We start from the raw sequence: 15,109 nt of genomic DNA, 5'->3' as shown, positions 1-15,109 counted from the left end.
AGTGCCTGACCATGAAGACCATCGGCCTGCTCGGCGGTATGAGTTGGGAATCCACCGTGAGCTACTACCGTGCCCTCAACGAGGGGGTAAAGGCCGCCCTGGGCGGACTACACTCCGCCAAGCTATGCCTGTATAGCGTCGACTTCGCCGAGATCGAGCGGCTGCAGCACGCCGGCGACTGGGCCGCCACCGCCGAGATCCTGAGCCACGCCGCCCGCCGCGTGGAGGCCGGCGGCGCCGACTTCCTGCTGATCGGGACCAACACCATGCACAAGGTCGCACCGCAAATCGCCGAGGCGATCTCGATTCCGCTCCTGCATATTGCCGACGCCACGGCGCAGCGCCTCGCCAACGACGGCATTCGCCGTGTCGGCCTGCTCGGTACCCGCTTCACCATGGAGCAGGACTTCTACAAGGGGCGGATCGCCGAAGACTTCGGCATCGAGGTGCTGGTACCCCACGCAGAGCAACGCGACCTGGTGCATGAAGTGATCTACACCGAGTTGTGTCTGGGCGAGGTGAAGGAGGTGTCGCGACAGCGCTACCTGGAGATCATCCAGTCGCTACGCGAGCGCGGCGCCGAGGCGGTGATCCTCGGCTGCACCGAAATCGCCCTGCTGGTAGAGCAGCGCCATACCGAGGTGCCGCTCTACGACACCACGGCCATTCACGCCGAGGAAGCGGTCAGGTGGGCCCTCGAAGAGTAACAAAGATGGATATAAGGCCCGCCGACGCGGGCCTCGTGAATCACGCTGTCGCCAACGGCCGGGTTTTGACCCCCATCAAGATCATCAGGGCGGCCAGCAGCAGTACGGCGCCGCTGGCGGCAAATACGTTAAGGGCTCCACCGAGATCGAAGATGAGCCCGCCCGCGGCGGCACCGGTTGCAATCGCCAGGTTGATGGCGGCCACCAGCAGGCCGCTGGCGCTTTCGGCTTCGTCGGGCACCGTGCGGGTGAGCCAGGTGGACCACGCCACGGGGATGGCGCCGAAGGCCAGCCCCCACATCGCCACCAGCGCAGCGTCCGTGGCCGGTGTGCTTTCCAGCAGCACTAGCGACACCCCCAGCGTGCCCATCAGCAGCGGCATCATGATCATGGTCAGACGCAGGTTGCGCTCGGCCATCCAGCCACCCAGGTAGTTGCCCAGGAAGTTGGCCACGCCGAAGCCCAGCAGGATGGCGGCAACGCCGTTCACCCCCACGCCGGTGACGGTCTCGAGGAACGGACGAATATAGGTGAAGAAGGCGAAATGACCGGTGAAAACCAGGGCCGCGGCCAGCATGCCCACCCCTACCCGCGGGCGCATCAGCACATCGAACAGGGTGCGCAGGCGGGTCAGACCACTCGGCGCCATGCGCGGCAGGGTCATGAACTGCACCACCAGTGCTACTAGCCCCAGCACTGCAGCCATGAGGAATACCTCGCGCCAGCCGAGCAGGTCCCCGAAATAGCTGCCCAACGGGGCCGCGGCGATGGTCGCCGCGGAAACGCCGCTAAACATGATCGATAGCCCCCGCGGCACCAAGGCCTCGGGCACCAGACGCATCATGGTGGCAATCGACATGGTCCAGAACCCACCCAGGGCCATCCCCAGCAGCACGCGCCCGAACAGCAGTACCGTCAGGTTGGGCGCGAAGGCTACTACCAGATTTGCAGCCACCAGCAGCATCGAGAACCCCAGCAGGACATGACGACGGTCGATGCGCCGGGTAGCGGTGGAGATCAGCAGACTCGTCAATAGGGCCACCGCCGCGGTCACCGTCACCGCCTGGCCCGCCATGCCTTCGGTAATGCCCAGGTCCGCCGCCATTGGCGTCAGCAGGCTGGCGGGCAAGAATTCCGCCGTTACCAAGCCGAATACGCCGAGGGCCATCGAGATAACCGCCCCCCATGCGGGCCGTGCCCGCGATGCCGATTCGTTCATTGCTCGTTCCCCTTCCTAGAGAAGCATTCATCAGGAACGAGAAGACTAGAGGGGCCAAGCCGGACGATCTATGCTAGATACTCTCTATTATTTGATCATTCATCCGAACCGCATGGATAATGGCAAAAATGCCGAAACAGAAGGGAGCGCGAGATGCCCAAGCCGGAACTCTCCAGCGATCTGGTCAGCGAGCTTTTGCTCGGCATGCGCCTGCGCGGTATCGCCTACCGCCGCATCGAGCTCTCGCCGCCTCTAGGCGTCGAGTTCGGCACGGTAGCAGGCTGGGCACAGTTTCACTTCGTGGCGCGCGGGCCCGTCTATCTGCGCAGCCCGAACGGTAGCGTTCATACCCTCGCCACAGGCGATGCTCTGCTGCTGCCCCGCGGCGGCCCTCATGCCCTGCTCTCCAGCCCCGACCAGCCGGCTCAGGATGTCGCCGCCTTCGAAAGTGCCAGGCTATGCGAGGCGGTCAGCGCAATCCGCGCCTGCCCCCAGGGCTGTACCCTTGAAGGCGCCCTGACCTTTAGCGGCTGCATGGAATTCGACCTGGGCAGCATGCACGCCCTGGTCTCGCTAATGCCCGAGGTGATGCACGTCGGTACCCTACTCGAGCGACAGCCCGAGCTCCTGCCCATGCTCGAAGCAATGGAACGCGAGGCGAGGAGCGAGCGGGCGGGTTTCGCCGCCATCCTCGCGCGGCTCGCCGACGTGGTCTCCGCCTCCATCGTGCGCGGCTGGGTGGAGTGCGGCTGCGGCGACGCCAGCGGCTGGATAGAGGCGCTACGCGACCCGCGACTGGGCCGCGTCATTGCCGCCTTGCATCGTGAACCGGGGCGCCACTGGACGGTGGCCGAACTCGCCGCCGAGATGGGCTGTTCGCGCTCGGTGTTCGCCGAACGCTTCCTGGCAGTCACCGGCATGACCCCGCACCGCTACGTAACCGAACTGCGCATGCGCCTGGCGGCGCAGTGGATAGGCCGGGAGCGACAGCCGATCGAGACCGTGGCCTACCGCCTGGGCTACGGCAGTACCGCCGCCTTCAGCCGCGCCTTCAAGCGTATCCATGGTTACCCGCCCGGGGCCCTGCGTCAGCAGCGCGGACCCGGCACGGGTTTCTCCACATCTTCCTCCGCACCTGGGAGCCCCAATGAACGACGCCCAGTCGCTGCAGCTGGCCATTGATGAGCCGGTAAACCTGGCCGATTACGCCCCTGACTGGCCGGCACGCTTCGTCGCCGAGCGCCTCCGCCTGCTGAAGCGCTTCCCGGCCGAACTGCTCGACGTACAGCATATCGGCAGTACCGCCATTCACGGCATGCCGGCCAAGCCCATCATCGACATCATGGCCGGTGTCGCCTCCATGGCCGTCGCCGACGCCCTGTTCGATTCGCTGCTCGATTACGGCTACGTGACCTCGCTCGAGTTCAATGCCGGCCTGAGCGACCGCCGCTGGTTCATGCGCCACGCCAACGGCCGGCGCACCCACCATCTGCACGTGGTGGTCTATGAGGGCGAGCTGTGGCGCCAGCGGCTGGACTTTCGCGATGCCCTGTGCAGCGATGTGACGCTGGCCGCACGCTACGCCGCTCTCAAGCGCGAGCTGGCTTCCCGCCACCAGGCGGACCGCGAAGCCTATACCCGGGCCAAGAGTGATTTCGTCAGTACAGTACTCGGCTCAGGCAGTTGATTCGCCCCTCTCAATAGCTCGCCGCAGGAACTCCACCAGCGCTTCCAGCTGTGGCATGTGCTGCGTCCAATCGTCGCCGTCTCCTGCAAGATAGCCCCATCGCGCCAGCGACATCTCGGCCTGGAACTCCTGCGGCAAGCGCTCCAACGCCCAGGCGGCGGCAACATCCTTGGGAGCGATCTCTCCCGTCTCGAGGGTCATCCACATCCGCGCCAGGGTCAGCAGCACGTTGCGCTCATCGCCCTGCAAGCCCTCCACCAGACCAGGCAGCGAATCGAGCATCGCCCGCCGCAGGTCCGCCTCGGGGATCGGCGCCACCAGTTCCGTTAGCTCGGGGCCACACAGGGGCAGGCTGGCCTGCCTGGCGGTGGCCAGCACCACGGCCAGGTCGGGGTCGGCTGCCGTGGGAGGAATCCGGCCCTGCTCGAATTCCTCCCGCAACCACTCTCCGTAGACCAGCTCGCTTCGCGGCGGATATTGCCAGAGCGCCAGCTCACGGCGACAGAGCAGCGTTACTTCCAGCGGCCGGGGCGTGTCATCGTCTTCAGGGCCGCCGGATACCGTCATCAACGCCTCGACCAGGCGTCTTCGAGCCAACTCGTCGGGAGGGTCACTGACGATGACCAGTAGGTCCACGTCGCTATTGGGGCGCAGGCCACCAGACAGCGCCGAGCCGAATAGATAGACGCCGACCACGCTTTCGCCCAGCTCGCGAACGATAATGTCGAATGCGGACTTGGCCTCCGTGGGTAGCGGTTGCCCGCTCGCCCGTGAAGAGAGCGTCATCCTGATCTCCATGAAAACTTGTCATGCTTCGAGCATCTGCCGAACAGGCACCCCATGGTCGATGCTAGGCGTTATCGCTGAGGGCTGCCTGCCGGTAGCGACGAGCCGGCAGCAGCAGTGCTGCCACCGCCACTCCGACGGCACAGGCGGCCAGCAGCAGATAGAGCCGCTCGAATCCGCTGGCCGGATCGTAACCCCAGGCCACGACCGGCACGGCCAGGGCACCGACGCCCAGCGACAGCACGTACTTCACGGCATAGACACGCGCCCGCCAGCCGCTAACGGCGTGCCGCGCCACGATGGCGTCCTGCACTGGGATGACCCCGAACACCGTTATCATCAACCCCAGCGACAGTAAAACGATCCACCATTGCCCCTCCTGAGTCATCAGCAGCAATAACAGCGGCACCTGTACCAGCGCCAGCAGCAGCATCAGCTGCCGCGGCGAGACCCGATCCACTGCCCTGCCGGTGACCAGTTGCGCCATGGAGGCGCAGGCAAAGATCAGCGAGGCCAGCCCGGCGGCGCCGATCAAGCCATTCCCGCCACCGCGGAAAGCCTCTTCCATGATCTTGGGCAGCACTACGGTGGTGGCTGCGAACACCAGCCCACCCATCAATGCCGTGATGACCAGGTAGGCGAGGATACGGCCCGGCAGCGCCGTCGAGGCTTTTGCCGGCGGGGTATCGGCGATCTCAGGCGTCGACTCACGCTTACTGAGCTCGGCCGGCACCAGTGCCAGATAGGCGATGCCGCTGACGAGACAGAGCGCGCCGGGAATCAGGAAGGCCGCCTGCCAACCGAGCATGCCCGTGAGCGCACCGGTCAGCAGCGGCGCCGCCGCAACGCCCATGTTGCCCCACACGCCGTTCACGCCCAGTGCTTGGCCTACCCCTGCGCCGCTCTCCGCCACCATGGCGATACCCACCGGATGATAGATCGCCGCAAAACTGCCCATCAGAAACAGCCCGGCCGCCATCTGGTAAGGGCCACTCGCAACGCCTGTCAGCATGGAAGCCACCCCGAGTCCCAGGAACATCAGGGCCATCATGCCGTTTCGGCTCCAGCGGTCGCCCAGCCAGCCCGCCGGCAGCGTAAAGGCCGCAAAGGCGACGAACCCCGCGGTAGCCGGTAACAGCAGCTCGCCATACTCGCCCTGGCCGCGCCTCTCCAGCATCACCGCCACGGTAGGATGGATCAGCATGAAATAGTGGGCGTAGGCGTGCCCCAGGTTGAGAAACAGTAACCGAACGCGATTGCCGTTCATGGCCAGACTCCAGGTTGCCGGCCTTTCAGGCTAAACTGCACGCGAAGCGACTTCTCTCGCCATTCCGACAACATATATCGCGTAACGGACAATATGCCTCACACTCTGGCACACACCCTGCCCCTGCCACGTGAAGCCCTGCAGCGGCGCATCGAGAGCGCATCGGGCCCCGTGCAGCCCTATGCCTGCGACTATCCCGCCGGCTGGGATACCGGCCGCCATCATCACGCACGCGCCCAGCTAGTCTTCGCCACCCAGGGGGTGATGACGGTATCGACTCCAGCGGGGTGGTGGGTAGTACCGCCCCAGCTCGCGGTATGGATACCGGCACACATGGAACATGCCCTGCTGATGCACCGGGCCGTGAAGCTACGCACGCTCTATCTCGACGAGCGGCTGCCGGGGCTCCCTACCCAGCCGCGGGTAGTAAACGTCTCGCCCCTGCTGCGTGAGCTGATACTGCGCTTGATGGCACTACCGGCCGAGGCGACCGACCAGGGCGCCGGCGCGCGCTTGGTGGCGGTGCTTCTGGACGAGTTGCACGAGGGGCCCACGCTGCCGCTGCACCTCCCCGAGCCTGACGACCCCGCGTTGCAGCGGATCTGTACCGCCCTGCGTGACGACCCGACAAACCGCGACGATCTGACTACCTGGGGCCAGACGGTCGGCGCCTCGCCCCGTACCCTGGCACGACGCTTCCTGGCCCAGACCGGCATGGGCTTCGCCGCCTGGCGACAGCAGGCACGCCTGCTCGCCGCCCTGCCCATGCTGGCAGAGGGGCGTGCGGTCACCGCCGTGGCCCAGGACGTCGGTTACGACTCGCCGAGTGCCTTCATCGCCGCCTTTCGCCGCAGCCTCGGCGTCAGCCCCGGGCGCTACTTCACACGCCCGGGCTGTCGCGACTGAGGCCCTCTGCGGGCTCTTAGCGTGTCATCCTGTCCATCAGCGGCTGCAGCGCCACGCTACGCGGCTCGCCGTCGAAATCATCACTGACCAGCACCTCGGCACGCTGACGCAGGTAGTGGCCCGCCCCCTCGACCTCGGCAATACGCTGCATCTCGGACAGCGACTCGATCAGCTGCGGCGTCAGGCGGTCGAGTACTGGGCGCACCTCCTCGCCGAGATCCGGTGGCGAGTCGAAGGGTGGCCGTCCCTCCTGAGTCCACTGTAGATGAAGCCGCCGCTGAATCTGCTTGCTGGCCTCGAACTGCTGCTGGAAGAACTCTCGCGCGAACGCTTCGTCGATCCCTGCGGCAACGGCCTCCTCCGCTACCGACTCGAGGATCTGCGCTTCGCGTTCCGGCGCCTCGATGGCCGCACCGGAGTTCCACTTCGACTGCGCCACCAACGGCGCCACCTCGAGACGTTCATCGACCCGTTGCAGCATATGGTCGATGGCGAGTTGATCCTGCTCCGGCGGTAGCGGCGGTTGAGTCTGACACCCAGCGAGCAGCAACAAGGCGACAATGCCGGCGACATGACAGCGCCAAATACGTCGATAGCCAAACAACATACGGACGACTCCTTTCGTGAATGATGGCCTCCCAGTGTGGCAGCACGGCCTGACCACGGCCATATCCAGAGATGCCCCCAGGCGCTAGCGGAGAGGCGAGGCGTCAATCGCCATACTTGCCGGTCAGTCGTGAAGTTCGCTCCGCCAGCGCCTCGGCCACAAAGGTCATAAAGGCACGAATACGCGCCACCCGCCGCAGGTCGGGATGGGTCAACAGCCACAGGTCGGTGGCAAGCTCGGGAATCGCTTCGCCAATGCGTGTCAGCGCCGGGTCGCTATCAGCGAGGTAGCACGGCAGTACGGCCCGCCCTAGCCCATCGCGGGCCGCGGCCAACATGCCGAGCATGGTGTCGACGCGATAGCGGCAGTTGGCATCAGCGCCGTTTGCTTGCATGCAGGAATCGAGCGCGGTATAGCCCAGGTGACGGTCCGGTCCGACCCAGTTATCTGACGCCGCTCCGGCACGGGCATAGACCGCCTGGGCAATACGCCCCACCGGGCGACCAACCAAGTGCTCCGGCGGCGTGGCCGAGGGCCGCACCGCTACGTCGGCATCACGCTGGGAAAGATTGAACAGCTGATTGGAGACCGCCACCTCGAGCACGATCTCAGGATGCGCACTCTGGAAGTCGGCGAAGATCGGCGACAGCAACCCCATCAGCAGGGTATCCGTGGTGGTGACCCGCACCACCCCGGACAGGCGCAGATCGCGCCCTATCACACGGCGCTCGACGCCCAGCACTTCCGCCTCGACCCGCTTCGCCGCCGCCGCCAGCTCTTCGCCCGCCGCCGTCGCGGCATAGCCCGTGCGTGAGCGCTCGAAGAGCCTGACGCCCAGGCGCCCCTCGATGGCATTCAGCCGCCGAAACAGCGTGGCGTGACTGGCACCCATGCGGCGTGCGCCCCCCGCTAACGAACCTGCCGAGGTGATCGCCAGGATCACCCTCAGGTCATCCCACTGCAGCTGTTCATTCATGCAAAGTTACTTCTCATGAAAAGGGAATGTTAGATCATAAATGAACAGCATAGCTTCGGAGGCCTGAGCATACACATCCCATCAGAGGTCTCCGCCCATGAACGTGCTGATCGTTTTCTGTCACCCCGAACCGCGCTCCTTCAACGGCGCCATGAAGGAGATCGCGGTGCGGTCGCTGGAGGGGCTGGGTCATCGCGTGGAGGTCTCGGACCTCTACGCCGAGGGCTTCGATCCGGTGGAGCGGCCCAGCCACTACCCGCAACGCGCCGAGCATACGGTCTTCGCGCCGCTCACCGAGCAGCGCCACGCCTTCAACCAACAGACCCTGCCAGACGACGTGCAGCGCGAGATTGCCCGGCTCGAGCGCGCCGATCTGATCATTCTGCAGTTCCCGCTGTGGTGGCACGGCCTGCCGGCCATGCTCAAGGGCTGGTTCGACCGGGTGATGGTCTACGGCGGGCTCTACTCCGGCAGCATGCGCTACGACCGCGGCCGCCTGGTGGGCAAGCGGGCGCTCTGTCTGGTGACCACCGGCTCTCCCACGGAGGCCTTCACTCGCCACGGGCGCGGTGGGGATATGGCCGCGCTGATGTGGCCAACCCACTGTTCGCTCTACTACCTAGGCCTGGAGGTGCTGCCACCGCAGGTGGTATACGGCGTCCAGGGCGGCGGGCTCAGCTATCAGGCCGAGGGCGAGTTCCGCGAGCATATCGAACACGCCAAGCAGGCCTGGGCGGAGCGCCTTGGACGACTCGAAGAGGCCAAGCCCATCCCCTTCAGCGGCTGGCAAGACTGGGATGAGCAAGGCGTGCTGAAGGCGGAGCATCCGCTGTACTGGCGACCCTGACGGACAGTCGCCGCACAGAGCTGTTGGGTGACGATCAGGCGCTGCCCGGCCAGCCACCGGCCAGCGCGCGATAGAGCCCCACCAGGGCGGTGGCCGAGCGGGTATGGCTACGTGCCAGGCTATCCTCCGCGTCCAGCACCGAGCGTTCGGCGTCGATGACCTCCAGGAAATCGATCACGCCGACCTCGAAGCGCACTCGGGCCTGGCGCGCCGCCTCGGCACTGGCCTCGGCGGCGTCGACCAGATGCTCGCGTTCACGCAGCGCCTGGGCGTAGCGTGCCAGGGCGGTCTCGGTCTCCTCCAATGCCAGCAGGATCGTCTGCTCGTAGTGCGCCAGGTTGGCCTCGGCATCGGCCTCGGCGGCGGCCATCCGGGCCCGCACCCGCCCCTGATCGAGAAACGACCAATCCACCCCCAGCGCCACTAGCCGCGTCTCGCCATCGCGTCCCAACAGGTCACCCGTGCTGGCCGCCTGGGTACCCAGCAGCCCACTCAGGGTGAAGCGCGGGTAGAGATCGGCGGTGGCGACACCGATGCGCGCGCTGGCCACCTCGAGACGGCGCTCCGCGGCAGCGATATCGGGACGCCGACGCAGCAGGTCGCCCGGCAGGCCGGTCGCGACCCGTGCCGGCAGCGCGGGCAGTGACACCGGCTGTTCCAGCAGGGAGACCAAAGCGCCGGGCTCCTTGCCGCTCAACACGGCGATGCGATGAACCCGCGCCGCCACCTCCCCTTCCAGGGCGGGAATGCGCGACAGGGTATTCTCCAGCTGCGCCCTGGCGCGCACGCTATCGAAGTCGGTGCCGCGCCCCGCCTCCAGACGCGCATTCACCAGCGCCAGCGACTCGCGCTGATTCTCGGCGTTGGCCCGGGCCACCCGCAGCTGCTCCTGCAACCCGCGCAGCTGGAAGTAGTGGTCGACCAGCTCGCCGACCACCACCACCTGCAGGGCGCGCAGATCGGCGCTGCTGGCCTCGGCCTCGGCCCGCTGGGCCTCCACGTTACGCCGCACGCGACCGAAGAAGTCCAGCTCCCAGAACGCCGTCACGCCGGCATCGAAGCTCTCGGTGTCGCGATCCGAGCGTGAGCTCCCGGGCATCTGGTCGGCACTCAAGCGCTGGTAAGCCGCACCGCCCTGGGCGTTCACGCTCGGCCCCAGATCCTGGTGGCTCTGGCGCAGCAGCGCACGGCTGCGGTCGTAGCGCGCCAGGCCGATGCGCAGGTCGTGGTTGGCGCTCAGGGCCTCCTCCACCAACTGGGTCAGCAAAGGGTCCTCGAAGCCTTGCCAGAAGTCGACCTCCACCGGCTCGGCGCTGACCAGCGCAGCCTCGGCGCGCACCAGCGCTTGTGGTTCCGGAAGCGCCGGCGCGCGGTAGTCGGGCCCCACGGCGCAGGCGGTGAGGATCAGCAGCAAGGGAATCAGCAGCAGATTACGCACGATAGTCGCCCTCCAGCGGCAGGGTGGAGCCCTCGGGCATCGGGCGGTGGCGCGTGACCAGCTTGCGCAGGGCGACGTAGAACACCGGGGTCAGGAACAGGCCGAACAGGGTCACGCCAATCATTCCTGCGAATACCGCCGTGCCCAGCGCCTGGCGCACTTCGGCACCGGCGCCGCCGGCCAGCATCAGCGGCACCACCGCCGCAGTGAAGGTGATCGAGGTCATGATGATCGGCCGCAGACGCAGACGGCACGCCTCCAGTGCCGCCTCGACGATACCGCGCCCCTGCATCTCCAGCTCGCGGGCGAACTCGACGATCAGGATGGCGTTCTTGCACGCCAGCCCGATAAGCACCACCAGCCCCACCTGCACGAAGATGTTGCTGTCGCCCCCGGTCAGGCGTACGCCGATCAGCGCCGAGAGCATGCACATCGGCACGATCAGGATTACCGCCAGCGGCAAGGTCCAGCTCTCGTAGAGGGCCGCCAGCGCTAGGAACACCAGCAGGATGGCGAGCGGGAACACGATCAACGCCGCACCGCCCTGGTTGACCTGCTGATAGCTCAGGTCGCTCCATTCGAAGCTAATGCCCGCCGGCAGCACCCCCGGCGCCAGCCCCTCGACCACCGCCAGGGCCTGGCTGGAAGAGAGGATGCGCGGGTCGGACTCGCCCAGCAGGTCGGCGGCGGGATAGCCATTGTAGCGGATCACCGGGTCGGGACCGAAGGTCTGGTCGACGCGGATCATGCTGCCGATCGGCACCATCTCGCCGTACTCGTTGCGGGTGCGCAGACGGCCGATATTCTCGGCATCCATGCGGTAGTCGCCGTCGGCCTGGGCGATCACCTGCCAGGTGCGGCCGAAGCGGTTGAAGTCGTTGACATAGGCCGAGCCGAGGTAGACCTGCAGGGTCTCGAACAGGTCGGTCAGCGCCACGCCCTGGGTCTTGGCCTTGACCCGGTCGACGTGCAGGTCCAGCTGCGGCACGTTGGACTGGTAGGAGGAGATCGGATAGCCCATGCCCGGCGTCTGCATCAGCGCACCGCTGAGGGTATTGACCGCCTCCTGCAATTCGCCGTAGCCCAGATTGGCACGGTCCTGCAAGAACAGCGAGAAGCCCGAGCCGGAGCCGAGCCCGAGGATCGCCGGCGGCATGAAGGCGAAGGTGAAGGCCTCCTGCAGCGCCGCGAACTTGCCGTTGAGTTCGGCATTGATCTCCTCGGCGCTGCGCTTACGGTCGCCGAACGGCTCGAGGCCGAAGAACACCGTGCCGGAGTTGGGCGTGTTGGTGAACTGCAGCGGGTTGAGCCCCGGGAATGCCACGGCAGCCTCGACCCCCTCGGTATCCAGGGCGATCTCGGTCATACGCCGGATCACCGCTTCGGTACGATCCAGCGAGGCGCCCTCCGGCAGCTTGGCACCGCCGATCAGGTACATCTTGTCCTGGGTGGGAATGAAGCCGCCGGGCACCGCCTGGAACATCAGCCCGGTGGCGGCAAGCAGCAGCGCATAGACGGCAAATACCGCCCCCCGCCGACGCAGGCTGCGCGCCACGCCACGCTGATAGCGTTTTGAGCTGGCGTTGAAGAAGCGGTTGAAGGGGCGGAACAGCCAACCGAAGAGGAAATCGATCCCCCGCGACAGGCGGTCCTTGGGCGCGTCGTGGGGCTTGAGCAGCAGCGCGGCAAGCGCCGGCGACAGCGTCAGCGAGTTGATCGCCGAAATCACCGTGGAGATGGCGATGGTCACCGCGAACTGGCGATAGAACTGGCCGGTGACGCCCTCGAGGAAGGCCATCGGTACGAACACCGCGCACAGCACTATCGAGATGGCGATGATCGGCCCGCTCACCTCGCGCATCGCCTGGTGGGCCGCCGCCAGCGGCGCGAGCCCCTCCTCGATATTGCGCTCGACGTTCTCCACCACCACGATGGCGTCGTCGACCACGATGCCGATGGCCAGCACCAGACCGAACAGGGTCAGGGTATTGATCGAGAAACCGAGCAGATAGAGCACGGCGAAGGTACCGACGATGGATACCGGCACCGCCAGCAGGGGGATGATCGACGCCCGCCAGGTCTGCAGAAACAGCGTGACCACCAGTACCACCAGCAGCACCGCCTCGAGCAGGGTCTTGATCACCGACTCGATCGAGTCGCGCACGAACACCGTGGGGTCGTAGACGATCTCGTGCTCCACGCCTTCGGGGAAGCGTTCGGCCAGCTCGTCCATCTTGTCGCGCACCGCATCGGAGAGCGCAATGGCGTTGGAGCCTGGCGCCTGGAAGATACCGATGGCCACCGCCTGCTGGTTGTCGAGCAGCGAACGCAGCGAATACTCCGCGGCGCCGAGTTCGATGCGCGCCACGTCGGAGAGATAGGTGATCTGACCGTCATTACCGGCCCTGACCACGATATTGCCGAACTCCTCCTCGCTGGACAGCCGCCCCTGGGCGTTGATCGAGATCAGGAAGTCCGAGGTCTCTGGCGTAGGGGGCGCGCCGAGCTGGCCGGCCGAAACCTGCACGTTCTGCTCGCGGATCGCCGCCAGGATATCGCCGGCGGTCAGCCCCCGGGCAGCGGCACGGTCCGGGTCGATCCACACCCGCATGGCGTAGTCGCCGGCACCGAACAGCATCGCCTGCCCCACCCCCTCCAGGCGCGACAGCTCGTCGCGCACATGCAGCGCCGCGTAGTTGCGCAGGTAGGTGCTGTCGTAGCGGCCGTCGGGGGAGATCAGCTGCGGCACCATGGTCAGGTCCGGGGACTGCTTGTCGGTGGTCACCCCTTGGCGGCGCACCGCCTCGGGCAGACGCGCCTCTGCCTGGCTGACGCGGTTTTGTACCTGGACCTGAGCCTCGTCCGGGTCGGTGCCAGGGCGAAAGGTCAGCGTCATCGCCAATACCCCGTCGGAGCCGGCCACCGACTTCATGTACATCAGATTCTCGACCCCGGTAATCGCCTCCTCCAGTGGCGTGGCCACCGTCTCGGCGATCTCGCTGGGGTTGGCGCCGGGATAGACGGCCCGTACCTGGACGGTGGGCGGCACCACATCGGGGTATTCGCTGATCGGCAGCAGCGGAATGGCGATGGCGCCGGCGATAAAGATCAGGATCGACAGCACCGCGGCGAAGATCGGCCGGTCGACGAAGAATTTGGCGAAATTCATGACAAGACTCCCTTGCGGGGCGGGCAAAGGCGCCCGCCCCGAGAACAGCGTTCAGGGTTATTGGGTATTGCTGGAGTCAGGCGTGCTCAGCGTATGGCGGCGACCTCAGCGGCAGTGGCGTCCGAGCCGCGCATATCGACGCTCTCCGCCGCCACCGGCATGCCTGGGTAGAAGATGCGCTGGGCGCCATTGACCACCACCTGGTCTGTCGGCTCCAGGCCATCCGCCACCATCCGAAGCCCGTCGATCATGCGGCCGAGCTGCACGTCGCGGCGCATGGCCCGGCCCTCGTCGTCGACCACATAGACATACTTGCGGTCCTGGTCGGTGAGCACCGCCTTGTCATCGATCAGCAGACTGTTATCGGCGTTTCCCGCCAGCAGCTGCACGCGGGCATACATGCCGGGAGCGAAGCGCCCCTCGCTGTTGTCGAGAACGGCGCGGGTCAGGATAGTGCCGGCCTCGGCATCGAGGCGGTTATCGACGAAATCGACGTCGCCGCGGTAGGGGTAGCCGATATCGTTGGCCAGGCCGACGCGCACCGGAAAGCTCGCACCGCGGAAGTTCTCACGCTCGCCGTTGCGCGACATGGCCTCATAGCGCAGATAGGCCTGCTCGTCGCTATGGAAGTGCACGTGCACCTGCTCCAGGGCGACGATGCGGGTCAGCGGCGTGGCATCCGAGACCAGGTTCCCCGGTGTGACCAGCGCCCGGCCGGTGCGCCCCCCAATAGGCGCACGCACCTCGGTGAACGCCATATTGAGCCGGGCGGTTTCAGCACTGGCCTGGGCGGCCAGGATATCGGCCCCCGCCGTGGCCGCCGCTGCGCGGCGCTGATCCAGCTCCTCGCGGGAGATCGAGCGACTCTGCGCCAGCGTCTCGGCTCGAGCGGCCTCGCTGCGGGCCAGGTCGGCCCGGGCTCGAGCCCGCTGTAGCTCGGCCTCAGCGCGCTCCAGTTCGGCGCGATAGGGCCGCGGGTCGATGGTGAACAGAACGTCGCCCTTCTCGACCTCCTGGCCCTCGGTGTAATGAATGCTGTCGATGTAGCCCGATACGCGGGGGCGCAGATCGACGCTTTCCACCGCTTCGATACGGCCGGTGAATTCGTCCCACAGTTCGACATCCTCGACCAGCACCTGAGCCACGCTGACCTGGGGCGGTGGTGGCCCCTGCCCCGCGTCAGCCTGGTCATCGGCCTGACTGTCGCATCCCGTCAAAACGAAGAGCCCGGCGACTATGGTGATAACCATTAGATATCGCCGACTCCCGAACATCTTGTGGACGTTCATTGTTCCTCTCCCAATCCCGAGTAGCCGTTTGCAGCGTCGCTATAAGCCCTGGCCGGTAATCGACTCGCTGTGACTTATGTCCTTTATTTTTTAACTAAGGCTATGCATTTCGTTTGCCAGCATCCCTAATCGACAACGACGAACTTTGCCGACTGCCACGATATAGTCTTGCCGGTTACTTGATTAGTCGGGTTGAGAGGGAAATACTGTC

General features: G+C 66.1%; 13 protein-coding genes. 5 read left to right on the top strand and 8 right to left on the bottom strand.

The genetic code is table 11. The annotated features are described in order from the left end of the window. Positions 1 to 11 precede the first annotated feature (11 nt). Complete coding sequence (locus IEI94_RS15415) at positions 12 to 707, top strand: aspartate/glutamate racemase family protein (RefSeq protein WP_191168162.1); 696 nt, start codon at positions 12 to 14, stop codon at positions 705 to 707. Positions 708 to 747: 40 nt separating this feature from the next. Here IEI94_RS15415 and IEI94_RS15410 read toward each other — a convergent pair whose 3' ends face one another. Then, positions 748 to 1,926, bottom strand: a complete 1,179-nt coding sequence (locus tag IEI94_RS15410) for an MFS transporter (protein ID WP_191168161.1) — start codon at positions 1,924 to 1,926, stop codon at positions 748 to 750. A gap of 153 nt (positions 1,927 to 2,079) precedes the next feature. On the opposite strand from IEI94_RS15410, the gene IEI94_RS15405 reads away from it, so the two are divergent. Further along, entirely contained in the window at positions 2,080 to 3,108 is a 1,029-nt protein-coding gene (locus tag IEI94_RS15405; RefSeq protein WP_191168160.1) for an AraC family transcriptional regulator, read from the top strand. Then, positions 3,074 to 3,613 carry a GrpB family protein gene (locus IEI94_RS15400; RefSeq protein WP_191168159.1) on the top strand — a complete coding sequence of 180 codons (540 nt, stop codon included), beginning with the start codon at positions 3,074 to 3,076 and terminating at the stop codon, positions 3,611 to 3,613. The genes IEI94_RS15405 and IEI94_RS15400 overlap by 35 nt, the downstream gene beginning before the upstream one ends. Here IEI94_RS15400 and IEI94_RS15395 read toward each other — a convergent pair. Next, a complete protein-coding gene (locus IEI94_RS15395) occupies positions 3,602 to 4,399 on the bottom strand; it encodes an aminoglycoside adenylyltransferase family protein (RefSeq protein WP_191168158.1) in 798 nt (265 codons plus the stop codon). The two genes, IEI94_RS15400 and IEI94_RS15395, sit on opposite strands and share 12 nt — an antisense overlap. A 64-nt stretch (positions 4,400 to 4,463) precedes the next feature. Next, the gene (locus tag IEI94_RS15390) at positions 4,464 to 5,666 is read right to left on the bottom strand and encodes an MFS transporter (RefSeq protein WP_191168157.1); all 1,203 of its coding nucleotides are present in this window, start codon (positions 5,664 to 5,666) and stop codon (positions 4,464 to 4,466) included. 93 nt (positions 5,667 to 5,759) lie between these two features. On the opposite strand from IEI94_RS15390, the gene IEI94_RS15385 reads away from it, so the two are divergent. Beyond that, positions 5,760 to 6,572 (top strand): AraC family transcriptional regulator, encoded by an 813-nt coding sequence (locus tag IEI94_RS15385; RefSeq protein ID WP_191168156.1) that lies wholly within the window; start codon positions 5,760 to 5,762, stop codon positions 6,570 to 6,572. Positions 6,573 to 6,588: 16 nt separating this feature from the next. Here IEI94_RS15385 and aroQ read toward each other — a convergent pair whose 3' ends face one another. Together aroQ and IEI94_RS15375 are read right to left on the bottom strand one after the other, a co-directional pair. Further along, positions 6,589 to 7,179, bottom strand: a complete 591-nt coding sequence (gene aroQ, locus IEI94_RS15380) for a gamma subclass chorismate mutase AroQ (protein ID WP_191168155.1) — start codon at positions 7,177 to 7,179, stop codon at positions 6,589 to 6,591. 103 nt (positions 7,180 to 7,282) lie between these two features. Beyond that, positions 7,283 to 8,155 carry a LysR family transcriptional regulator gene (locus tag IEI94_RS15375; protein ID WP_191168154.1) on the bottom strand — a complete coding sequence of 291 codons (873 nt, stop codon included), beginning with the start codon at positions 8,153 to 8,155 and terminating at the stop codon, positions 7,283 to 7,285. Between the two features lie 97 nt (positions 8,156 to 8,252). Here IEI94_RS15375 and IEI94_RS15370 point away from each other — a divergent pair, with 97 nt between their 5' ends. Continuing rightward, the gene (locus IEI94_RS15370; protein WP_191168153.1) at positions 8,253 to 9,002 is read left to right on the top strand and encodes an NAD(P)H-dependent oxidoreductase; all 750 of its coding nucleotides are present in this window, start codon (positions 8,253 to 8,255) and stop codon (positions 9,000 to 9,002) included. Positions 9,003 to 9,036: 34 nt separating this feature from the next. Here IEI94_RS15370 and IEI94_RS15365 read toward each other — a convergent pair whose 3' ends face one another. The 3 genes from IEI94_RS15365 to IEI94_RS15355 all read right to left on the bottom strand — a co-directional run bounded on the left by IEI94_RS15365 (position 9,037) and on the right by IEI94_RS15355 (position 14,898). Then, positions 9,037 to 10,440, bottom strand: a complete 1,404-nt coding sequence (locus tag IEI94_RS15365; RefSeq protein ID WP_318153406.1) for an efflux transporter outer membrane subunit — start codon at positions 10,438 to 10,440, stop codon at positions 9,037 to 9,039. Continuing rightward, positions 10,433 to 13,609, bottom strand: coding sequence for an efflux RND transporter permease subunit (locus tag IEI94_RS15360; RefSeq protein WP_191168152.1), 3,177 nt, complete (start codon positions 13,607 to 13,609; stop codon positions 10,433 to 10,435). The genes IEI94_RS15365 and IEI94_RS15360 overlap by 8 nt, the downstream gene beginning before the upstream one ends. Positions 13,610 to 13,695: 86 nt before the next feature. Further along, a complete protein-coding gene (locus IEI94_RS15355; RefSeq protein WP_191168151.1) occupies positions 13,696 to 14,898 on the bottom strand; it encodes an efflux RND transporter periplasmic adaptor subunit in 1,203 nt (400 codons plus the stop codon). Between the last annotated feature and the right edge of the window lie 211 nt (positions 14,899 to 15,109).

This window comes from Halomonas sp. ML-15 (genome assembly GCF_014779595.1).
Classification (GTDB): Bacteria; Pseudomonadota; Gammaproteobacteria; order Pseudomonadales; family Halomonadaceae; genus Franzmannia.
This window is presented reverse-complemented; position numbering and strand designations above follow the sequence as displayed.